Here is a 23,635-nt window from a genome sequence, read left to right as displayed (position 1 = left end):
TTCGACGATGTCATTCCTCAAGTCTTCAGGCATTGGCAAGTCAATGGTATCGTAATTTTCCATATCCATTATCTGTACATTATCACCTTGGATAGAGATAACTTGACCTAATCTTTTGTCGATGATTGGAGTATCAACTTTGTTATCTACAGGTTTTACGAGACTTCTTTTTTGGTTGTCGAATACGCCGACTGCTTCAATTCTTGCCTTTGCAGCTCCGTGCTTACCTGGAGATGAGGTAGTGTAACTGATAATCTTACAAGCTTCTCCGCCTAAAACAATATATTTTCCAACTTTCAATGTTTTAATTTCTACAACTTTTGTTGACATTAATTTTCCTCCATAAATAAAAACCGGTTTTTATAATCTTATAATAAGGAATATTATTAGATTAATAATAATTATATTTCCTATTTTATATAAAGTATTCGCCTAATTCAGGATTTTTTAAAAATTTAAGCCAATCCATTATTAATAGAATATAGTGCCAGGGAAAGCACTGCCAAAACCAGAATAACCAAAACCCAAATCACAATGAAAATCTTTTTCGTATCCCTTTCGCCTTTGGTAATATAGCTTTCGCCTTCCATGTCCGAAGTGTGCTTTCTTGTGTTTTTGTAAAAGTCATCATTTCTCAGGTAATTGTAGAATGCCCTTGCGATGAAATAATAAACGACTACAAAAAACAGCCCGATGAATGGAATGGCTCCGCCCTTGAAAAACGTCACCACAAAAGTGGATGTCAAAAACATCATCATCATGAAAAGGCATGCTGAGAAAAATATTGACAAGTATTTGTTAAAAATCATTAGGTACACCTAAATTTATTTTGGCTTTCATCATTTATAATGTTTTATTTATCATGAGTTACAAATTAAAAGATAGTGATATGATGAAGATAGCTATTGTATGTGGAAAAGATGAAGGCCCGACAAAACTGAATGCCTTTGACAATGCCCTGAGCGATGCCGGAATTGGTGATGTGAACCTAATAAAGGTATCCAGCATGCTTTCAGCAAACACTATTGTTGAAAAATTGCCGAAACTGAAAGCCGGAGCCATGGTAAACTGCGTTTTATCCGAAATTACATCAGACAATCCCGGCGATGAGATCACAGCAGTCATTGCAGTAGCTATCGGAGAGAAGTTAGGTTGCGTGGTTGAAACAACCGGAATTAACAAAGACCTTAAATACCTGGAAGACAAGGCGGAATTTATGGTCAGGTACATGATGGAAAAGCGTGACGTGGAAATCAACGATTTGATTATAAAATCATCGGCAACAACAGTTGAAAATATCGCTTCCGTTGTTGCATCAGTAGTATACTTAAATAATGACATTATCGAGGGATAAAATGGATGCTCAAGATAAAAAAATTGCGACAGACCTATCTTATGAAATTATAAAAGAAGTGAGCCGAGCAATAAGGCCCTATGTTGGAAAACCCGAATCCGGTGAAAAGGTAAAGATGGGAGCGGACGGCACCCCAACATCATTAATTGATATTGTTGCTGAAGAAAAAGTAATCAATATCCTAAAAAATGCCCCAGTTCTTTCATACATCGTTAGTGAAGAAATCGGGGAGCTGAAATTAGGGAAAGGAACTAAAAGAAGCATCAGCTTAACACATGAACTTAGACGAGATGACATGGCTGAGGAAGACAGGCCAAAATTCATATTCCTGGTTGACCCCATTGACGGAACAAGTAATGCAATCAAGGAAATTCCGGCATTCGGCATATCAATAGCGGTTGCAAGCGTTCCCGAAGGAAGACTCGCAACCCTGAACGATGTTGAATTGGGTTTCATCAGCAACTTTGGTAACGGCAACTTCTTTGAAGCTGAAAAGGGAAAAGGCTGCTGGCTGAATAATGAAGAGGTTCATCCAAGCAATATCGTGAACTTCAGCGACATAACCCTTGGAGGATTCACCAAAAGCGGAACCTCAGAAGCCTCCCAGCTTGTTGACAATGCAAGAAGAATGAGGGTGCTTGGAAGCGTGGTGCTTGAAATATCCTACGTGGCCAGCGGAAGATACGATGCATTCATCGATTTGAGGGGAAGTAGAATAATCGACATTGCCGCATCCAAACTGATTCTTGAAGAGGCCGGCGGAATCATCACCGACAAATATGGCGAAAAGCTGAACAACATTTTAAGCATCCATGAGAAAACCATAGTCGTTGCAGCAAACAACAACATACTTCACAAAAGAATGATCGACACCCTGAATGACAACCAAACCGACTTCATCGGCAAAGTCGGAATCGTAAGCAGGATAGACCAGAACCGTTCAATACTATTTTCAGCAAAGATCATTGATTACCTTTTAACCAACGGCAGGGAAGTCATTATCGAAAAAAGACTTGCCAAAAAGCTCGAAGACTTAAAGGAAAACCCGAAATTAGATGAAATCATTGAAAAAACCAAAAAGCACTACCCGGACATTGCCCATCTGTTGGATGACATCAGCTTCAACATCAATTACAATCAGATATCATCCGGAATCTATGACTTTGACTGTGATATGGCAGTTGTTTTAGGAGGCGATGGAACACTTCTAAGGGCACAAGCCAAAATGAAACCGGAAACTCCATTATTTGGAGTCAACATGGGCACTGTAGGATTTTTAACAGAAATTGAAGCTAAAGACACATTTGAGGCTCTGGAAGAAATCCTGAAAGGTGATTACTACAAGGAAAAAAGGACAAAGCTTGTGGTGTCCCACGAAAACCACCATTACTCAGCAATGAATGAAGTGGTCATAATGACCGACAAACCGGCAAAGATGCTTCACTTCCAAATCAAGGTGGATGGGGAAATTGTTGAAGAGGTCAGAGCTGACGGGCTGATTGTTTCAACCCCAAGCGGTTCAACAGCATATGCGATGTCTGCCGGAGGCCCTATTATGGACCCTAAAGTTGGAGGGCTGATCATCATCCCAATCTGTCCATACAAACTTGGTGCAAGACCGTTTGTCGTATCCGACAACAGTGAAATTACTGTCAAATTGCTTAAAAAAGGTAAATCTGCAGTATTCGTAATGGACGGTCAGACCAACGAGGAAGCGGAATACGAAGAGGAAATCAAGTTTAAAAAATCCGATAAGAACGTTTATTTAATTAGAACTTCCACCAAATACTTCTATAAAAAAGTCAAAGACAAATTAAGGGAAGGCGGAATCAAGGACAATAACTGGTGCTAATATGCATTATCTGGTGATTGACTTAACTCATGGCGGAGTAAAAATAGCCGTCAGCCTTGCCAAAAAAGGCAAAGTCGTTCATGCATACGACATTTACAATACCCTGAAGCCCCTTGACCGTGAAATGATGGAAGTCTATGACATTTACATAACCGGTTTGGATTCGCTTAAAAACCTTAAGGGAGATATCTGTGTAATCTCTCCAATCCACTCACCATTAACCGAGGCCGAAATTGAAAAACACAACCCGGATTTAAACTATACCTTTTTAACTCACCACCAGGCGGTCGGGGAGATTCTGAAGGATTGGGGAAAAGACATCTTAAAGATTGAAGTCACCGGCGTCAAGGGAAAGACAAGCTCGGTATTCATGCTCAAGGAAATTCTGATTGATGAAAATCCTCTGATACTGTCAAGCCTAGGTGCATTGCTATACGAAAATGAAAGGGAATTCGTTTTGAAAAAGAACATTTCAATTACTCCCGCAAACATCAAGGAGACAATTGACCTGGCATATAAGATTGCAAATCCCGTCTGCCTGATAGCTGACGGGAAAGTCGAAAGCGAAAACCTGAAAAAATACAATTCAGCCATCTTTGAATCATCCCTTGGATGCTGCGGCATTGGAGATGTTGGACTTCTAACAAACATTGCTGAAGACTATCCCATAGCCAAAAACAGACTTTCCGCAAGCGATGCCAAGTCCCAAGTCTTCATGTGTGATGTTGTTGCATGTCAAAAGGAAAGCTATGACAGATACTACTCAGGAATTGGTCATGATAAGGTCAACACCTTCTCCCTGACCGACAAGACAGCCAACCTTTGCGTTGAAAAAGTCACCTATACCCTGGATGAAACTTCAATTGACATCATCTACAACAACGTCAAGACAATCAAAGGAAACACCCTAAACGGAGAGATGTCAGTCAAGACGTTTGCACCGGGCTCCCACCATGTCTTAAATGTATTGGGGGTCGTGACGGCCTCCCTGAGCTGTGAAATTGCTGAAGACAAAATCACTGATGGGCTTGAAAATTATAAGGGAATAGCCGGAAGGACCAATAAAAGAGCAGTTGGAGACTCCATCGTCATTGAAGAGATCAACCCCGGAATAAACACCGAAGCCATTAAAAAATCCATAGAGATGATTGATAACCTGGATGACTATTATGTTGCAGTCGGCGGAGATTACGGAATTACCTGTGAAGAGATTGATGAAGACAAGCTAAGCGATTATCTGGACACCACTGAATGTAATTTGATATTGACCGGAGACGTTGGAAAGGCCATACAGAAGAAAATGTCCAAGGAAGTCCTGTTCATGCAGGATTACGCAGACTGCTACGATTATGCCCTAAATGAAAGCAAAAATCTTCTTTTCATATACCGGTCAGACTACAGGAAAATCACACAAAGATAATTGCCGAACCCATTTTAAAAAAAATTGAAACATTTAATTAATATTAACTATAAAAGTTAACAATGTAAAAAAATCTTATAGGTCATGCACCTATAATTTGAAAAATTTTTGAATGGAGATAATGAATGATTGTTGGAACCAGAGGCAGTCAACTAGCTTTAGTACAAACCAAGCAAGTATGCGCGGATTTATCCAAATTAACAAAAGAAGCTATTGATGTTGAAATAATAAAAACCAAAGGAGATAAAATCACCACTTCCCAGCTATACAATATGGATTCCAAAGGCCTTTTTACCAAGGAATTGGATATTGCACTGCTTGAAGAGGAAGTCGATTTTACAGTCCACAGTTTTAAAGACCTCCCCACCGAGCTGGATGAAGATCTGGAAGTGGTGGCAGTTCCAAAACGGGAATCTCCAAATGAAGTATTAATTTCTGAAAAAAGCTGGCAAGATTTAGGGCCTGGTTCAAAACTTGGAACCAGCAGCCTTAGAAGAGAGGCCTTCTGTAATCATTACCAAAAGGAGTTTGAACTTAAACCCATCAGAGGAAATATCGAAACCAGAATCAATAAGGTCTATGAAAGCGACCTTGATGCCACTTTAATGGCCCAAGCCGGGCTCAAAAGGCTGAATCTGACCAAACACATTAAAACAGTATTTCCGCTAGACTACATTACCCCACCGGCAGGCCAGGGTGCACTGGCAATCATTACCCGTAAAGACTCTGAGGTCAAGGAAAAAATCTCCAAACTGAATGATTACGTTTCAATGCAGGAAGTATTTGCAGAGAAAAAAGTGCTTGAAGAGTTAGGTGTTGGCTGTCAATGGCCAATCGGAGCGATAGCACGTATGAACGATAGTGAATTTAGCATTTATTCAATATTATTAACTAAAGAAGGAGAAATTCTTAAAGAGCAGACTGAAAAGGGTTCCATTAAAGATGCTGTTGAACTTGGAAAAAGCATTGGAAAACTTTTTGGGGATTATGTTTAATGGAGGAATCTAATTGAGAACTGTAAACGTAGGAGTTATTGGAGTAGGAGCAATGGGTGAAAACCATGTTCGTGTATACCATAAAATGGAAGAAGCAAATCTGATTGCTGTTTCGGACGTTAGTGAAAGAGCACTTAAAAAAATAGAGAAGAAATATGGTGCAAAAGGTTATACTGAATATAGTGATTTGCTCGAAAATCCGGACATTGAAGTTGTAAGTGTTTGTGTGCCAACCACCTTCCACCATGCCGTGGTAATGGAAGCAATTAAACACAAAAAACATGTTCTGGTTGAAAAACCAATCGCATTTACATTAAATGAAGCTGAAGAAATGATTAACGCCGCTAAAGAGGCAGGAGTTATTCTATCAACCGGACATGTGGAAAGATTTAATCCAGCTGTTCAAAAGGCTAAAGAGCTTATTGATGATGGAGTAATTGGAGACATCGTATCTGCTTTTGCAAAAAGAGTAGGTCCTCTTCCACCAAGAATCAAGGATGTTGGTGTTTCAATCGACCTTGCAATTCATGACCTGGACATTATGAATTACTTATTTGAAGAAAACGTAACTCAAGTTTACGGTACAATGAACAGCAGTTTTGATGACAGCGAGTTTGAAGACCATGCCGAAATCATGGTGAGCTTCGACAATGAATCCACCGGAATCATCGAAGTAAACTGGCTTACCCCTTACAAACGTAGAGAACTGGAACTTACCGGAACTGCAGGAATCATTTCTGTAGACTATATCAAACAAAGCATTGAAGTTTACGGCAAATTCGCTCAGGACATCCAAATCAAACATGAAGAACCGCTAAAATGTGAATTAAGATCCTTCTTGAATTCAGTTGTTGAAGAAGAAGAACCAACAATAACAGGTGAGGATGGTCTTAAAGCCCTTAAAATGGTTATTGCTGCCAACAGATCATCTAAAGATCACAGACCAATTAGCTTAGATGAACTTGAAGAGGTGAAATAGGTGAAAGAAAAATTAATCCAAAAGGCTCAAGAACTCAGACAACACGGTTTTACCACTGGAGAAATTGCAGACGAACTCAACGTGAGCATGGACACTGCAAGATGGTTAACCCTACAAAAACCGGCTGAAGAAAAACCTGAAGCTCCAACTGACTTTGCCATCAACTGGAAAAGCATTGGAGGAAACTCTGCACGTTTAAGATATGTCTCAAGTGCTTTAAGTGACATGACATTGGCATATGGTGAAGCAGAAGTAGTCTGTGGAATTGCCGTCAGTGGCATTCCTTTTGCAACAATGATGGCAGATATCCTGGAGGACATGACCGGTTTTGAAACTTCATTAGCTATTTTCCACCCTCAAAAACACAGAAAGGCCGATGATGAAACTGATGACGAAGGTACAATCAGTACAAACTTCGGAACCGTCGAAGGCAAGAAAGTTGTAATCGTGGACGACGTTACAACCAGTGGGAAAACAGCAAAAGAAGTAATCCACACAGTAAGAGACTTAGGTGGAGAACCTCTTTGTGTTGCTGTGCTAATCGATAAAGCAGGCCTTTCAGAAATTGAAGGCGTGCCTATAGAATCTTTAATCAAAGTTAGTAGAATTTAAATCTTCTACTAAAATTTTCTTATTTTTATAATTTTTTTACATTGCCAAAATTTAAATACTTTTATACATATAATATACACAAGGTGATAACATGGAATACGTCGACTGGATCGAAAAAGAAATTTTTATTACATTAAATGCATTTTCAATGTTTCATGGAATCAAACCATTTAAAAGCGGTGCAATAATCAAATTAACCAAAGATACGGAAAATACCTATGACCCCGAAGCAATAGCCTGCGAAATGAGATATTTTGGTAGAGTGGGCTATGTTGCAAACAGTGTCAGTACCGTTGCAAAAGGATGCATGAGTGCTGGGAGAGTATACGACAAAATCGAAGACGGATACTTTGCACAAGTCAAGTTCATAACCAAATCCGAAGCGATAGCCAAAATATTGACAATGGACGAATATCTAGAAGAACTCGAAAACCCCGAAAGCGACATTCATTACCTAAGTGATTAAAATGATTATTGAAGATAAAGAGATTGGCTTTGATATTGAAGTTTTAAAGCCACAGGTTCATGAAAACATGGCCGCGATACCCCTTAAAAGTAAAATTTCATACAGATTGGATCTTTTGACATTGAAAAAAGGTTTGGAATTGGGCCTTGTTGAAGTCAAGGAATGTGAGCAGAGCACAGTAAATACAATCAAAGTGACAAACAACGCCGTCACTCCATTGATTCTGATTGATGGCGAGGAAATACTAGGGGCCAATCAAAATCGCATTGTGAACAGCACACTGCTGATTGCTCCAAAAACAACCCAGGCCATTTCAGTCAGCTGCACTGGACATGGAAGATGGGAATACAAAAATGAATTCAAACAATCCGAATATATTGCAGACTTCAATACCCGCCGAGTGAAGGAATTTGCAAAAAGAAGCCATCAGAACTCACAGCAGGCCATCTGGGATTCGATAAAGAGCCTTGAAGTTGAAAATTCATTTAAATCCCCTACAAGCGCAATGTCTGAAAGCTATGATAACCTAAAAATCAGCCACAATGAATTTTTAAAAGCATTCGAAATAGTCGACGGGCAGTGTGGAGTTTTGGTTATACAGAATGGGGAAATAAAAGGTTTTGAAATTTTTTATAATCCCCAAATCTATAAGGAATATCATGAAAAGGTGCTTCGAAGCTATCTGATGAACAATAAAGTTGAAAATACATTATTCACCATAGATATGGATGGAATTAAAAGTCTTATGAATAATGCCAACATTTTGGCGTTCAACAAAAAAGACAGTGAAGGAATGGAATACAAATTTGAATTTGAAGATGATTTCAGTCTTGGAAACCTTTATTCATATGAAGATGAGATAATTCACTTTTCATATTTCACAAAACCGGATGAAAGCATAACTGATGATACCAATGAACAAATGCCTGTTGGATATGTCTTATAGATTAATATCCAACTCATCCATCATCATCTCTATTTTTTCGTTGAGACAATCCATTTTTTCGGATATGTCCCTCTTATCTGATTTCAAATCCTTAAGGCGAATGTATACTCCCTCATAGGTATCCACATATCTTGAAACGGTTAAATTGAAGTCATTTTTTTCAAGATCCATTAACGGAACGACTTGTGAAAACTTATCGATTGTTTTCCTGTTTGTGAAAACATCAATGACCTTATCCAATGTCTTATCGGAAAAAATAGAATTGCTTCTAAACATGCCTGGCATTATCCTTCTGTTTTGGACAGTGCCGTAATCCTTTGAAAAATCAATGAATAGGATATCGTCACTATTTTTGTTTTTTCTAAATATTATGATGACTTCCGGCCTGATTGATTTGGAAATGCCTTCCGGAAGAGAGATTATGGTGTCAACATAGTTATTTTCATAAGTCAAAAATTTTCTTAGGGTTGTCAATGACTTTTTAAACAGGAAGTTTTGTGAAACTGAAATGGCCATTATTCCATCTTCCCTAAGGTTGTTGACCATGTTGATTACAAACAGAAATTCGCTGTCTGTCAATGATTCGTATTCCCCTTCAAAATGTAAAATATTACTCTTTTCAGCAGCATGAACCTTCTTTTCCAAAATACTCAAAGCATTGAGCAGTTCTTCATCCTGCCCAAATTCAGACAAATCATATTTTGAAATTAACTGCTCCTTGATATCATTTTTATTTGGATTGGGAGCTTCCAGGTTTTGTCTTCTGTATGCATCCCTGCCATATCTGAAATTGTTTGGAATCTTTGATACTATCACATCAAATAGCCTATCATCAAATGACATTGACTGTATTGCGTCTTCTGATTTTAAAAATACGTCATTGAAGTCATATTCATAAATGAATGCCTTGATTAAAGAGTAGAAATAATACAAATCACGTGATTCCTTTCCATAAATCGGAGCGTTTAGAGCCTGTGAAACTTTGACTAGCGTGGATGCATCCCCCATAAACGGGTCATAAACGCAATCCGATGAAGCCTTCTCGGAAATGATGATTCTTTCAAGAATCTGTGTGATGTAATCGGGAGTGCGAAGCAGTCTGACTTGTCTTGATGAAGCCATCAAGTCATAGCATCTCTGGAATGTGAACTCCCTTTCTTCAATATCCAGTTTGGAGACATTCAATAAGAAATCACTAACCCGCAACGCCTGTTCAGAATCATAACTCATTTCATAAAATTTTGATTGCATCTCAACCGTTTTGATGATTGTGTTGAAATATTCCTCACAGGGGTTTCCTTTGCTGAACACGATATTTTCCTTCAAATCAAGCAAAAATCCCGGATCGATCAAATCGCCTATGAACTTATCTCCAATGAACTGGTCAATATATGTGGAATAGCTTTCAAAAAAGTAGCCCAAATCATTCAAAGCCATCTCCTTAAGTTCTGCCTTGCCCTGAGTGGTCAGGTAAAACACTTTCAAATCATCGCCTTCTGCTCCGAATTGCTGAAGAAGGTGATTTTTAAGCTTGTCAGACAAATATTTGTATAGGAATGCATATAAAATCAGGTAACTGGCATTAGTTGATGGCTTTGAACGCCTTCCATTTCTAATCAAATAGTCAAGGATGTTTTCATTGTGGGGTTTGGCGTTTCTCATTTTAAGTCCTCCCAAATTTTATTCAATATGCCCTCCTTCAGATTTTGATCATATTCAACCAGCTTTAAATCTTCGGCGATTTTCTCATTGATGGTGTTTAAAAGCTCGCCGTATTTAACCTGCATGGCATAATCCGGTATGATCAGTTCCAGTTCCTTAATCTCCCTTATGGAAGTGTGAGGTATCTTTTCAGTGCTTCCAAGCTCATACAACTGTTTCTTAACGTGAGTGTTTGTAAGCAAGTGGGCAATGAATGACGGGTCATAACCTTCATTCAGACGGATGATTGCAATCCTGTCGCTTACAACGAGATTTTCCCGGCTAACACAGACAACATCATAAGGGTATGGCATTTTCATCAGTACATCCCCATGTCTGGTGAAGTAGTGCGGTTTCGGTTGTTTCAATTGCATCTTTTCAAAATCGTTCAGGACTCCATCCCTTTTTATGGACCTTTGAACGATGACATCATATGACTGTGAGCCTTCTTCAACATATCTTCTATATGAAAGACCTGATGATACATCAGCAATGTCCCCTAGTTTTACTTTGTCCATGTTTTAGCCTCTGTTATTATTTTTTATATTTTTGGATATAAAAAATTAGGTTCCAAACACACGGTTTGGAACAAGGTTGACGCCGATGGTTTTTGCCCACAGCGCTATGTGATGAGGTACTTCGTGGTATATTTCGATGTAAATGAAAAAGGTCATCCTTTTCCACTTCATGTACATCGATTTGAATAATGATAGCTGGCTGAAATAAGCATGTTTGGGGTTGTATGACTTCTGCCAGACCTGATATTCCTGGCATCTTAACAGATATTTGATCTCTCTTCTTAACGCATCCATATGCCGATATTCATCGGGACATGGAGGGTCAGAGAGATTGTAATAGTCATTTTGAAACTGCCTTATTTTTTTGTTTAAGAGCTGTTCCCTCCTGTAGTAATCATTATCCTTATGCCTTCTTCTCGAATGTTTTCTTCTCCTCATTTTCCGGTCCTGATTTGGAAGGTTTATTGGTATAAACCCCCAAATTCATCAAAATCATCAGTTTCTTGGGGAATCTCCTTTGGATCCATCTTTTCGGCAGAGACCCCTCCTATTACTCCAACGCTTTGAATGTTTGACTTCAAGACTGCGGTGGAGGTGATTCCAGGGCCTTGTGGCGAAAGCACAAACAAGTCAAGGAATGTATCGTCTTCCGCTACAATGAATGCAGGCTCGATGCATTCAGCAGCCTTTGTCTGCACCTTAATCAGGATGTGCTTGGCTTCGCTTTCCGCTTCAATTCCGATTTCTCTTCTGATGTTTTCATCAAGGTTCTTTACCTTTTCAGACCAATTGATTATGTTATCTTTCTCGTTCATATTATCATTTCCTTTCTATTTTTTATTAGTCCACCTCAAAAATCCAAGACATGTGAACAATGGTGATGTATTTTTTGAAAATATATTACATATTTTCTATGTATCTTTTTTAAAAGAATACACATTGCACATATACTATATTTCATATAGTATATAAACTTATTGGTTTTTGGCCAATACTTTTTTGAAAAGTACACGACATACCAATGTAATAATTAATTTAATTTAAGTTATATATAAATGTTTGCATTTTTTAAAAAAGTGCAAAAAAATTCAATAGTGCAGATGCACAGGAATGTTTATGAATTGGCCTGCAGTGAAAGATTATCCTTATAATCAATGAAAAAGATCACCATCCAAATAGGAAAACACTTGAATGGAATAAATGACCATTTAATAAAAAATTAATAGATTTGAAATGAATCAAATGAAAAAAAGTAAAACAAAAATCAATTTAATGCCAAATGCACAAAGCACCTCAATCCCACACAGACACCAAATTTTACATTAAGGGAAAAATCTAAAAAAAATAGTAATAAGAAGAAGTTTAATCATCTTTTTTGTCTTCTTCTTTATCTTCCTTTTTAACGATTACCATTTTCTGTTCTTCTTCGTCAACTTCCATGATGATAGGTTCCTCTTCAATAGCTCCGGGATCCTTTTCCACACATTCCTTGATTTTGGCATTGATTGCTCCGGTATCTTCGGTATCAATCAGGTCAATGATTTCCAACTGATTCTGGAATCTTTCAATACCATCGAGCGGAACGTTTTCAACGAATGGAATAGCACCGGTTGCTCCGATGATTTTCTTTTTGTCAGGGTCAGCTCCGTTTTCGTACAATGCCTTGATGCTTTGGCCTGTGATGTGTCCCTGTACTTCAGCACCGGTTACGATTAAGAAACGGATGTTCGGATTTGAGATAATGTTTGCAACTACCTTTTCTATTCCTAAGTTTTCTGTTTTGCACGGACCTGCAATAGCTGCACCGGACAGTTCCGCTTCAATGTGGGAAGCGAGTGTTGTTACAGCTACCGGACTTTCTGGGTCTCCTACAATATAGTCTCCACTGATTACAGGCCAACCATCTGCAGGAGCTTTTTTATCAGCCATCTTAATATCCTCCAGTAATTCTATAATATTGGATATAATTTAAACCATATTTAAATATTTTGTAACTTGCCTGGGGCAAGAAGTATTAATCACATTGCCCAATCTAATATCAATGAATTTGAATGTTGACCTTTTCTATTTAATTAACAATGGTTTAAGCAATCCCCATTTTGATTTTATAATGCCCCATTTAAGTGATGTTGGCGGGCTGACCTTTTATGCAGTCGTTTTGGCTGTTTTGTTGTTGCTTTGCCGGAAAGATATCTTCGGATGGGGCAAGTATTTCGGGCTCGTGAAACTATGTGCCGCATCCTTGATTTTGACCGTTGCGATTACGGCTGGCGCCAAACTCTTTTTCTCACAGCCCCGGCCATATCTGATTTTAGAACATGCACACGTTTTGACCTCATCGGTTGACCCCAATTCATTTCCGTCAGGACACACCGCAACAACATTGAGCACAATGACTGTGCTCTTCATAAACGCCAAAAGGTATTTTACACATCATAATTTAATAAAGGCTTTTTGTGTAGTCTATTCCATTCTGATTCCGTTTTCAAGAATCTACATCGGCATGCACTATCCCCTTGACGTGGCGATTGGCGGAGTGATTGGGATGGCTTGTGCCATTCTGGCATGTAAATATCTAAAAGTATAATTCGGATGGCTTTCCGATATACTCGAAATCATCCTTGTTTTCAAGGTACTTTACTCCGATTACTTTCCCGTCGGCAAATCTTGTGACGACGCTCATTCCGTCATTGACGTCGATTACAATTACCTTTGTGTTTTTGCCGCTTTCAGCCTCTATCTTAATTACATCATCGTTTTGAATCAGGTTCGGCTCCTCGAATTCCTGGCCGATGTCAGTCGAATACCAGTGCTGAGGCAGCTTGATTCTAATTCCCAAATAATCCAGCAGATCTTTAACATGCATAATCTATTCCCCCTTTGAGTGGTTACTATTAGTTTATTTGGAACCTATTTAAGTATTTTGTAACTGTTCAAGGGTGAAAAGTAGTTTTCTGCTGTCGGGAAATTCCACAAAAATCAGAGTAAAAAAAAACTGTGGCAGCCCACATCATAAGGAATCATGCGTAATTGGTTGAAAGAAAAAAAAAGAAAGTGTTTGGAAACACTTTTTCTAGTCTCTTCTGAAGAGATCTCTTGTATACACCTTGTCTTTAACATCACCGAGGACATCACAGTCCAGCCTGTTTGCAAGGATTACGTCACTCTCTGTCTTGAAACGGTCAAGGTCATTGACCACTTCGGACCTGAAAAATTCGCTTCCATCATCCAATGTCGGTTCATAGATGATTATTGGAATTCCCTCCGCCCTTATACGTTTCATGACGTCCTGTATTGCAGATGCCCTGAAATTGTCACTATTGCTTTTCATGGTAAGGCGGTAGACACCGACGGTTTTCGGATTTTTAGAAATGATCTGGTCGGCAATGAACTCCTTGCGCACAACATTGGAATGGACAACAGCCTCAATCATGGTCTGCGGAACATCCTTGTAGTTTGCAAGCAACTGTTTTGTGTCCTTAGGAAGGCAGTATCCACCGTATCCAAATGATGGATTGTTGTAATGGCCTCCTATGCGGGGATCCATACACACACCGTCAATAATCATCTGTGTGTCAAGGCCCTTGGTCTGTGCATAGGTATCAAGCTCATTGAAGTAGCTTACCCTTACAGCAAGGTATGTGTTTGCAAAAAGCTTGATGGCCTCTGCTTCTGTTAAGTGAGCCAATAAAATTGGGATGTCCTGTTTTTTTGAATTTGCCCTTTCTTCTTCAGCCCTTGCACCTTCCAGGAGAAGATCTGCAAACATCTGTCCTTCCTCCATCTGGTCATCATCACATCCGACAACGATTCTGCTCGGATGAAGGTTGTCGTAAAGTGCCTTGGATTCCCTTAAGAATTCCGGGCTGAATATGATGTTTCTGACACCATACTTTTCACGGACTGCTTCTGTGTAGCCCACTGGAATTGTTGACTTGATTACCATCAAAACGTTCGGATTGACCTTTAAGGTCCACTCGATTGCATCCTCGACTGCCGATGTGTCAAAGAAGTGATTGACATCATCATAGTTTGTCGGGGTTGCTATTATGACAAGCTCGGCACTCTTATAGGCCGCTTCCTTGTCAGTGGTTGTGTGAAGGTTCAATTCCCTTTTCCCTTCACGGGTTTCCTTAAAGAACCTTTCTATTTCATCATCCTGAATCGGACTAAAAAACTGATTAAGCTTTTCCGCCTTTGACTCTGTAGTTGTGATGGCGGTGACTTCATGATTTTGGGCGAGCAGAACAGCAAGGGAAAGCCCCACATATCCTACGCCCGCAACTGTAATCTTCATATAAATTTCCTCCAATTTTATAATAGTTATTTTTTCTAGAAAAAAGTAATAATATAATAATATATCAAAACTACTATTAATCTATATGGTTGGCGAACCGATAATCCATTCTTCAACAATATGATTTGGACCATCTATGAAAAATGGTGTGCAAAATCACACAACTCTGCGAAAAGTAAAAAAAAGTTGATGATTATGTATAGTGTGTGCAATATCAAAAGTGTGTTCCAAACACCCCTTTGAGATAATTGTATTTACAATCAATTAAAATAAGCAGTTTGCATTTGAAGTGTCATTTGAATTAGCATGCATTCAATTATCTTCACGTTCCGGAAGGTACTGTTTTTTGATTGCATCATAAACCCTTCTTGAGTTTTCATCATCCCTGAATTCGAAGAAATCTTCAACACGTTTCTTGTAGGTTTCCTCCATTTCACACTCATTTAAGACAATGGCAATGATTTCGTTTTTGATTTCCTCATGGGTGGCGGATATCGGACCAAAGCCCATTGTGTCATATTTGAAGTATGCCGAATCCGCATCGAAATGATAATCCTTTCCATACTGATAATAGATTACCGGCTTTTCAAGATATGCGAAGTCAAATGCGACTGAAGAGTAGTCTGTAACGAGCAGGGAGGAATGGTTGAATATTTCTGAATAGCTGTCGTCAATGAATTCCACCTTGTCATTCCTGTCAAACAGATGGATGAACTTGTTCAGGTTGGGATGGGGCTTGAATACCATAGAATAACCTTCAGATTCCAAAAAGTCAATCAGTTCAGTGTCATTTAAAAGGGCGTTGAAGGCCTTGAAAAACGTGGTCCTTACAAAGTAATCATCCTCAAGGTTATTGTAATGTATTCTCCAGGTCGGCATTATGGCAATCTCTCTTGAATCCTCAAGTTTTTTCAAAGCGTCGAACCTTGGAAAACCAAGAACATGAATTGAATCTTCCGGATAACCGTAGCTGTTATCCAGAAATGACCTTTTCTCATCCTGCGAAACGGTTAAGATGAAATCAAGATTATTATCATATTTGCTGATTATGGAAGAGGTGTCGTCTTTTGTAACCCCATGTTGTAGGAAAACTGTTTTTGATCTTATCAATCCTGACAGAAATGGGAAATTGCCCCAAAACGGATAGATGACATTATTGTCAGGGTTTGAAGAAATGATTAATTCGGCGAAAAGAGCATTGAGCCTGTGTCTCATGGACCGATACGGAATTTCAAAACCGATGTCGGCAACCTTTTGGTATTCGCTGCTGGGATTGCCCAAACCCAACAGTCTCCTGATCTTAAATAATCTGGAACTGGACCTGTATTTGCTTGCCATTATCTCAACATCATTAACTTCATAGTCATGTTTTGAAATGGCGAAGTACTTCTCAATGCCCGAATCATTGGCTTCGACCGCATGTCTGAATAAGTGGAATGCATTGTCATCGGCACGATAAGGCAAATCCATAAATATCCAGATTTTCTTATCAATATAAAACGGATAAACAATGAAATACAATAATCTGAGAATCACACCAGTTCTCCAGCCTTCCTCTCTTTGAAACAGCATGTTTTTTAGAGTCCTGATTTCATTTTTTAAGGTGCCTGTGAACGTTCTCTCCAGAATGGTGATATGGTCCTCATCATCAATCACCAGATGATTGTCGGACAACAGATACCTGGATGTTTTGGAAAGTCTTGAAGTTCTGTTATACTGTGGAATTAATTTGTATTGGTCGATTTCAAAAGTGACTTTGGTTTCATGTTCAAGGGGAATTGAAACTTCAAAGTGATGATTGAATCCATAGTTGAAGTTCAAAGAGTAGTTATCCCTTTGAGGAAAGCTCAGTATGTTAACCGGAATTATCTTATCATCATTGACTTTAACCCTGATGTTCGGCTCAATAGTGAAAGTGGTAAGATAACCTAGGATATACAACTTATCATTCTCAACCTGGCAGATGTCAATATTGACATTGTCCAGCTCCAATTCATGGATACGACTGCACCCATCAGAACCAATGTCGGTTTTATCGACCAGATATTTAATTTCATGCTTTTTTAAAAGCAGAATATGGGACTTCAAAGCTCCTGAAATTGATTTTTGGGAAATGATGACCTCCGGCTCTATGAAAGATAAAATTTTAATTAGCTTGGCATAAAACTCGATCAATTCATCACGGGACAGCAAATGAGATACCCTCCTGACTTCAAAAATCCACTGCAGGTCATACATCAGGACATGCTGGATGAATTTGGGAACCTCATTGTATTTTTTTAAAGAGCAGTCAATGAGCTTGAAAAAATAATTGTCGATTCTTGTTGTGTAGAAAGATTTGCGGCTGGATGATGATCCGATTAATGAATTGTCATCACTGCGTTTTCTGTAGTAATATGCGCAACTGTCCAAAAGTCCGAGATTGGGATTGTCCAAAAGCATCTGATTGATTAGAAGAGGGTCTTCCGAAACCCTTAATGATTCATCAAATTTGTAATCCTTTAATTTTGAAAGCCTGAAAAATGAGGATGCCCCTGAAAGCTGCGGATAATCCGAGTTTTCCAAAAGATTAACGACTTGGGTTTTATGATATTTATAGTTCAGGGAGTGTTCTCCGTGCCTTGAGCCGGCATAATAAATTGGCATGGATATAATATCCACTTCAGGGTGTTTTTTAAATAAGCTTAAAGCTTGATTAAATGCATATTCTGTAATGTAATCATCACTATCCAAGAAACTGATGAATTCACCCTGTGCATGACCCAAACCACGATTTCTCGAATATGCCGGACCATAATTTTTATCGTTTCTTAAAAAGAGAATGTTTTCGGGAAATTTTTCCTGATAATAATTGGCAATGCTTGCGGTATAATCCATGCTTGCGTCATCAATGATAATAATTTGGATATTCCTTTTGAAGTCAAGACTTTGGTTGATTACAGATTCGATTGCAGATGACAGATAGTTTTCACTGTTATATGCTGCAATTATAACTGAAAATTTGAATGCCAAATTATTATCCTCCATTAAAAATTATTTCTTCTAAACAATATTTGTCTTAAATATAATATATAATTTGGCTTATATTAATCAGTGAAAATCCAACCCGCAGATTGCATCATAAACCCTTTTTGAATTCTGTTTATCCCTAAATTTGAAAAAGTCGTTGACGCGGTTCTTATAGATTTCACTCATCTCGCAACCGTCCGAAACGATTGAAACGATATGTTCCTTCAATTCCACATAGGTATCCGCAATCGGGCCGAAACCCATTTCATCATATTTGAAGTAGGTGTTTTCAATATCAAAATGGAAATCATCCCTATCAAAGTGGAAATAAACAATTGGCTTTTCCATATATGCGAAATCAAATGTTACCGAGGAATAGTCGGTGACCAGCATTGATGAATTGTTGAAAATATCCTCATAAGACCTCTCATCAAAATCAGCCAATGGGTGCCTATCGAATGCATCCATGAATTTGACCAGATTTGGATGGGGCTTGAACACTAAGGTATAGCCTTTGGAATCTAAAAATTCAAGCAGTTCATTGTCATTTAATAAGCTATTGTAAACCTTGAAGAAATCGCTTTCCTTAAATGTTTCGCGATTAAGAACATGCAGTTTTCTCCTCCAGGTGGGCATTACCACAACCTCTTTTTTATTTTTGCCGCATTCCAGATAATCGAATCGTGGAAAACCGAGCACTTTGACGACATCCTCAGTATAACCGTAATCCCCCTCCAGAAATGAATCCCTTTCATAATCCGAAACGGCAACCAGCATGTTCAAATTCTTGTTATACTTATTCAGCCAATATGATACGTCATGCAAAGTCACCCCATGTTGCAGGAATATTGTTTTGGACTTTACAAGTCCCGCCAGATGGGTGAAATTACCCCAGAACGGATAAATAATGTCATTATCAGGATTTGAAGAAATAATTGCCTCGGCAAATAATGCATGGAACCTGTGTTTTAGAGATCCGTATGGTACAGCATGCCCCAATTTACTTATCCTTGAATATTGCGATGTCGGACTGTCAAAACCAAGCAGCCTGTTCAATTTAGATTTGATGGATGAATTTTGATGATTGTTTTCGGATTTGTTCACAGCAAAAATCTTATCAACATCATTGGGAGGATTTTTAACGGCATATTTGAACAACTGAATTGCATTATCCTCTGCACGGTCCGGAAAATCCATAAAAATCCAAATTCTTCGATTGTGATAAATAGGATATAAAGTAAAGTACAATACTCTTAAAACTACACCCGTACGCCAGCCCTGTTCCCTTTCCAACAGCATGTCTTTCAGAACTCCGATTTCCAATTTGAAGGTGTTGGCCTTGGTTCTTTTGATGATTTCAATATGGTCAAATCTGTCTATTGCAATGTACTTATCGGATAGCTTATATTTGGATATCCTTGAGAGTCTGGAAGTCAAATTATAATCGATAGGCAACTCCTGGAGATTTGTTTTAAAGGAAATCTTATGTGAAACCGGCAATGTAACTTCAAAATAATGATTGAATGCATATCTGAAATCAAGAGACTTGTAATCCCTTTGAGGATAATCCATTTTGGTGGTTATAATCACTTCATCATCATCCAGAACAGCAATGATATCCGTTTCATATTTTGAAAATGTGGTGTACATGCCTGAAATATAAACCTCATTGCCATTTCTAAATTCGAAAATGTCTATGAAAATCTTATTTAAATCAAGTTTTTTAACAATTTCCAAGATTTCATCCTTGGACAACACTTCATCATCGAAAATGTCTGATTTGTCAAGGACATACCCGTATTTGTAATATTTAAGCAACAGCAAATGGACATTGATTAAATTAAAGTCGATTTCATAATTGACAATTACATCCTTGTCAATGAATGACAATATTTCAATCAGCTTCAGGTACATTTCCCTGAGTTCATCATCATCCAACAGGTGTTTGATTTCACCCACCCTCATAAACCAGAACAGGTCATAGAACAGGACATACTGTATGAATTTGGGAACCTCTCCGCAGACTTCAATGGAATCCCCTATAAGTTTTAGGAAATAGTCATCGACCCTTGAAGTAAAATAAGACTTTTGAGAAATTGAAGAACCTATCAGTGAAGAGACATCCTGATGTTTTCTATAATAATAACCGCAGCCGTTTATAAAACCTATTTTGGGATTTTTCAAAAGCATCTGATTGATAAGCAACGAATCCTCGGAAATCTTAAGGGTTTCCTGGAATCTGTAGTTTTTAAGTTTTGAAAATCTGAAAAAGGCAGATGCACCTGAAAGCTGGATGTTATCCGGTTCCTTCAATAAATCAACGACACGGGATTTATCATATTTATAATTTAAATTATGCTCGCCGGTTTTTGTGCCGAAAAAATAAATTGGAACTGATGCGATATCAATTTCATCATGTTCCCCAAACATTTCCAACACTTTCTTAAAGGTATTTTCCGTCATGTAATCATCGCTGTCAAGGAAATTGACATATTCCCCTTCAACATGATTCAAACCAACATTTCTGGAATAAGAAGCACCCCTGTTTATTTCATTACTAACCACAATGACATTTTCAGGGTATCTGTGCTTATAGCCCAAAGCGACATCCAAAGTATTGTCCGAACTTGCATCATCCACAATGATGACCTGGATATTCTGATTGAAATCGAGACTCTGATTGATAAGGGAATCCATAGCAATAGCTAAATGCTCTCCACTGTTATACGCAGCCATCACAACAGATATCTTGAATGTCAAAATCTAATCTCCTTACATCAATGATTAATTATTCTTTTTAACGTATTTCCAATATTCCTTTTCGGCGCTATGTAAAACCTATTCTTAGAAGTTTTTGTTAAAGCATCCCCGATATATTTTAAAGTGTCTTCGGCAGAGGAAAATTCATCAATATTCTCTTCAATGTCATTGAAACCAATGGTGGATTCATCATTTTTGTAAACAAACTCTTCAGAGGAGTACATATTCATTTTCCCTGTTTCCTTTTCACCCCATCCATGAGTCGAATGGGAAGTCCAAAAGGTATCCTCCTTAACCGGTCTCGCAGGGCTGCCCGCGAAAGTGACATTGGACGGAACTACCTTATTTGACAAAATTGAACCCGCCCCTATAATGGATCCGGAACCGATTTGGGTTCCCTTGAAAATCATTGCGCCTTGACCAAACCACACATGGTCCCCCACATAAATGCTTTTGGAATTGTTTAATCTTTTTTTTGTTGTGGAGGAATATATTAAATGAGCATCGGCAACCCTGAAAACAACATCGTATGAAAACAGGCAATCTTCACCAATCATTATATTTTTAGCTTCGGAAACGACAAACGTGGCCAAGCCATTGAAATAGTTATTTTTTCCAATAAAGCAAACACTATCCCTATTTATTGAAATGTTAACAAGATAATCATGATTATTGCTTGACAAATATAAAACGGAATTGTCTGAATGGAAAATTATATTGGAATCCTTTAATGTGACACCATCCTCACATGCGATTATATTGTTTTCGCCATGAAAACTGATTGAAGAATTTATTAGATTTGGCGGAGAACCAAAAAACTTGTTATTTTCAAGATTCATAAGTTCTTCAGAATTTGTTATATCCATAATTTCACCAAAAGATTATTGTTAGCAACCCATTTGATACTATTTTAATCCCCCTATTTAGATTCGGCAATATCTTCACACAGAATTTTGTTTTCCATCTTTGAAAAGCAAATCTATGCTGCATAATCAATTCCAATGACTGCAATGCCAATAGAGTTCCTAAATTATTATTAATATATTATATATGATTTATTAATTATTTAAATGTATTAAATAATCCGTTTATATGAAAAAAATAAATTTTATGTTAAATATCTTCGGCAAACAAATCATGCGCGAACATGTTTAAATTTCTAAAAAGCTAAAACATTACATAACCTGAAAGAAATATTATCTGAAAACATGCTCTAAGAACTATCTTTAAACAGAGCCGAATCTTAATTTCTTTAAAGCATCTAAAATCTCATTAACCCTATCATCAAAGGTATGGTTTTCAAGGACTATTTTTTTACCCTTTTCGGCAAGTTTTAATCTTTCTTCCTCATGGGTCAAGTAATAATCAATCTTTTCATTCAAATCTTCAACACCATCATAAGTTACAATCGAACCTTCAAATAATGTGTCTGCAGATGGAATCTTATCGGAAATGACAAAAGTGCCGCAGGCTAAAGCATCAAACAACCTATTGGATGGAAAATCCTCATATCGCATATCCTCCCAATGGTCATTTAAAAGGATTTTGCAAGAGGAGTAATATTTATGCAATTCTTTATTTGGAATAAACTGGCCCTTGACGTATTTCTCGTCAATGTATTTCTCCCAACCCATTCCATAAATGGAAACATCATGGTTTGTTTTCAAGACATCTTTTATGACTTTCCTATAAACACCTCTAGTAACACCAACAAATAATATTTCTTCATTAATATTATCATCAGGTTCGTAATAGAACACTTCAGGATCAGTGCACTGCAATAATGCAGCCACATTTGTATCCACTTCACTTTTGATTTTTTCAGCGTATTTCCTGGAAGAAATGAAAACATAATCATATTCCCCATATTCTTCCTTTGAAACCAGTTCGGGATGTGACATATTCCAGATTAGATTGAGATTGGAATAATCCATGTTATACTTTTTCAATCCTCTTAAAACCAATGCAATATCTATCTCCGCCTCATCATACCAATGCTCCCTTTCCTGAATAAGAACATTGAAACCCAATTTTTCAAAAGCCTTTTTAAGAGCTATTGATAAAAATAAATCTCCCCAATGCTTTGTTTCTTTTGGATGTGGAGATTTGATTGCTATTGTTAAATTAGAATAATCCTCATTAATAATTTTATTGATGATTTCCGCCTTGGCATATTTTCCCAATTTCTTTTGTAAGGCAATTTTATCATTCTGTAACTTTTGAATATCCTCTTCATAATCTTCTATATCTCTTTCCACAACCTTCTTAGGGACTCGGGTAATAAAATCTGAAGATTTATTGATTAAATCTGTCTTTATCACACGGTCCTTTTGATTAGAAAGTGTTTTTAATGTATTGAATCCGATCCATTCATCAGCATTTAAAAAAAGTATATGTTCTCCCTTAGCAACCTTTAAAGCCTTTTTCTTACAATACTTCAAGCCTTTTTTAGTTTCGTTTTTATAAATCCTAATCCTGGAATCCTTTTGAGTGAAATATTCCAAAATTTCTACTGAAGAATCCTTTGAAGCATCATCAATACAAATGATTTCAAAATCTTGATAAGTTTGCTTCAATACACTGTTCAAACAAACATGCAAGTAATCTTCCATATTATGAACTAGAACTATAACAGAAATCATGATAATTAAACACCAAATTTATACCTACAAATATAATTATTTAATTTCATCAAATAAAAACATTTGTTAATTTAACTATAAATT

At 37.6% G+C, this 23,635-nt stretch carries 22 protein-coding genes; 9 read left to right on the top strand and 13 right to left on the bottom strand.

Annotation, left to right across the window (positions count from 1 at the left end; all coding sequences use genetic code 11):
* Together ACKI4K_RS07690 and ACKI4K_RS07685 are read right to left on the bottom strand one after the other, a co-directional pair.
* Nucleotides 1–330, bottom strand: a 330-nt coding sequence (locus ACKI4K_RS07690; protein WP_407423875.1) for a translation initiation factor IF-5A, incomplete at its 3' end; no start/stop codon positions are given.
* Nucleotides 331–455: 125 nt separating this feature from the next.
* Entirely contained in the window at nt 456–809 is a 354-nt protein-coding gene (locus ACKI4K_RS07685; protein ID WP_407423873.1) for a hypothetical protein, read from the bottom strand.
* Nucleotides 810–892: 83 nt separating this feature from the next.
* Between ACKI4K_RS07685 and ACKI4K_RS07680 the strand changes: the two genes are divergently transcribed.
* The 8 genes from ACKI4K_RS07680 (at nt 893) to ACKI4K_RS07645 (ending at nt 8,624) form a co-directional block, all read left to right on the top strand.
* Nucleotides 893–1,354, top strand: a complete 462-nt coding sequence (locus ACKI4K_RS07680) for a pyruvoyl-dependent arginine decarboxylase (protein WP_407423877.1) — start codon at nt 893–895, stop codon at nt 1,352–1,354.
* A 1-nt stretch (nt 1,355) separates the two neighbouring features.
* Entirely contained in the window at nt 1,356–3,206 is a 1,851-nt protein-coding gene (locus tag ACKI4K_RS07675) for a bifunctional NADP phosphatase/NAD kinase (protein WP_407423872.1), read from the top strand.
* Between the two features lies 1 nt (nt 3,207).
* On the top strand, nt 3,208–4,626 hold the full coding sequence (cfbE, locus tag ACKI4K_RS07670) for a coenzyme F430 synthase (RefSeq protein WP_407423870.1): 1,419 nt from the start codon (nt 3,208–3,210) through the stop codon (nt 4,624–4,626).
* Nucleotides 4,627–4,751: 125 nt separating this feature from the next.
* Nucleotides 4,752–5,621, top strand: a complete 870-nt coding sequence (gene hemC, locus ACKI4K_RS07665; protein ID WP_407423868.1) for a hydroxymethylbilane synthase — start codon at nt 4,752–4,754, stop codon at nt 5,619–5,621.
* 13 nt (nt 5,622–5,634) lie between these two features.
* Nucleotides 5,635–6,600: a Gfo/Idh/MocA family oxidoreductase gene (locus ACKI4K_RS07660; protein WP_407423866.1), complete on the top strand. Its 966-nt coding sequence runs from the start codon at nt 5,635–5,637 to the stop codon at nt 6,598–6,600.
* Nucleotides 6,601–7,212, top strand: coding sequence for an orotate phosphoribosyltransferase-like protein (locus ACKI4K_RS07655; RefSeq protein WP_407423864.1), 612 nt, complete (start codon nt 6,601–6,603; stop codon nt 7,210–7,212).
* 91 nt (nt 7,213–7,303) lie between these two features.
* Nucleotides 7,304–7,678 (top strand): hypothetical protein, encoded by a 375-nt coding sequence (locus ACKI4K_RS07650; RefSeq protein ID WP_407423862.1) that lies wholly within the window; start codon nt 7,304–7,306, stop codon nt 7,676–7,678.
* A gap of 1 nt (nt 7,679) precedes the next feature.
* Nucleotides 7,680–8,624 (top strand): ARPP-1 family domain-containing protein, encoded by a 945-nt coding sequence (locus tag ACKI4K_RS07645; protein WP_407423860.1) that lies wholly within the window; start codon nt 7,680–7,682, stop codon nt 8,622–8,624.
* On the opposite strand, the gene ACKI4K_RS07640 is transcribed toward ACKI4K_RS07645, so the two are convergent.
* The 5 genes from ACKI4K_RS07640 to mtrA all read right to left on the bottom strand — a co-directional run bounded on the left by ACKI4K_RS07640 (nt 8,619) and on the right by mtrA (nt 12,772).
* Entirely contained in the window at nt 8,619–10,286 is a 1,668-nt protein-coding gene (locus ACKI4K_RS07640) for an N-6 DNA methylase (protein WP_407423858.1), read from the bottom strand. The two genes, ACKI4K_RS07645 and ACKI4K_RS07640, sit on opposite strands and share 6 nt — an antisense overlap.
* Nucleotides 10,283–10,843: a hypothetical protein gene (locus ACKI4K_RS07635; protein WP_407423856.1), complete on the bottom strand. Its 561-nt coding sequence runs from the start codon at nt 10,841–10,843 to the stop codon at nt 10,283–10,285. Before ACKI4K_RS07635 ends, ACKI4K_RS07640 begins: the two co-directional genes overlap by 4 nt.
* A 45-nt stretch (nt 10,844–10,888) precedes the next feature.
* On the bottom strand, nt 10,889–11,281 hold the full coding sequence (locus tag ACKI4K_RS07630) for a hypothetical protein (protein WP_407423854.1): 393 nt from the start codon (nt 11,279–11,281) through the stop codon (nt 10,889–10,891).
* 23 nt (nt 11,282–11,304) lie between these two features.
* On the bottom strand, nt 11,305–11,658 hold the full coding sequence (locus tag ACKI4K_RS07625; protein ID WP_407423852.1) for a hypothetical protein: 354 nt from the start codon (nt 11,656–11,658) through the stop codon (nt 11,305–11,307).
* Nucleotides 11,659–12,205: 547 nt separating this feature from the next.
* Nucleotides 12,206–12,772 (bottom strand): tetrahydromethanopterin S-methyltransferase subunit A, encoded by a 567-nt coding sequence (gene mtrA / locus ACKI4K_RS07620; RefSeq protein WP_407423850.1) that lies wholly within the window; start codon nt 12,770–12,772, stop codon nt 12,206–12,208.
* Between the two features lie 112 nt (nt 12,773–12,884).
* On the opposite strand from mtrA, the gene ACKI4K_RS07615 reads away from it, so the two are divergent.
* Complete coding sequence (locus ACKI4K_RS07615; protein ID WP_407423848.1) at nt 12,885–13,430, top strand: phosphatase PAP2 family protein; 546 nt, start codon at nt 12,885–12,887, stop codon at nt 13,428–13,430.
* Here ACKI4K_RS07615 and ACKI4K_RS07610 read toward each other — a convergent pair.
* The 6 genes from ACKI4K_RS07610 to ACKI4K_RS07585 form a co-directional block, all read right to left on the bottom strand.
* Nucleotides 13,419–13,709 carry a hypothetical protein gene (locus ACKI4K_RS07610; protein ID WP_407423846.1) on the bottom strand — a complete coding sequence of 97 codons (291 nt, stop codon included), beginning with the start codon at nt 13,707–13,709 and terminating at the stop codon, nt 13,419–13,421. The genes ACKI4K_RS07615 and ACKI4K_RS07610 overlap by 12 nt on opposite strands.
* A 207-nt stretch (nt 13,710–13,916) precedes the next feature.
* Nucleotides 13,917–15,140, bottom strand: coding sequence for a nucleotide sugar dehydrogenase (locus tag ACKI4K_RS07605; protein WP_407423844.1), 1,224 nt, complete (start codon nt 15,138–15,140; stop codon nt 13,917–13,919).
* 312 nt (nt 15,141–15,452) lie between these two features.
* Nucleotides 15,453–18,152, bottom strand: a complete 2,700-nt coding sequence (locus ACKI4K_RS07600) for a CDP-glycerol glycerophosphotransferase family protein (protein WP_407423842.1) — start codon at nt 18,150–18,152, stop codon at nt 15,453–15,455.
* Nucleotides 18,153–18,230: 78 nt separating this feature from the next.
* A complete protein-coding gene (locus ACKI4K_RS07595; RefSeq protein WP_407423840.1) occupies nt 18,231–20,909 on the bottom strand; it encodes a CDP-glycerol glycerophosphotransferase family protein in 2,679 nt (892 codons plus the stop codon).
* Nucleotides 20,910–20,926: 17 nt separating this feature from the next.
* On the bottom strand, nt 20,927–21,775 hold the full coding sequence (locus tag ACKI4K_RS07590) for an acyltransferase (protein WP_407423838.1): 849 nt from the start codon (nt 21,773–21,775) through the stop codon (nt 20,927–20,929).
* Between the two features lie 360 nt (nt 21,776–22,135).
* A complete protein-coding gene (locus ACKI4K_RS07585) occupies nt 22,136–23,551 on the bottom strand; it encodes a glycosyltransferase (protein ID WP_407423836.1) in 1,416 nt (471 codons plus the stop codon).
* Between the last annotated feature and the right edge of the window lie 84 nt (nt 23,552–23,635).

Origin of the sequence: Methanobrevibacter sp. (genome assembly GCF_045644645.1) — an archaeon.
Taxonomy (GTDB): Archaea; Methanobacteriota; Methanobacteria; order Methanobacteriales; family Methanobacteriaceae; genus Methanocatella.
Note: the sequence above shows the minus strand (reverse complement) of the source record. Positions and strands in the feature narration are given on the sequence as shown.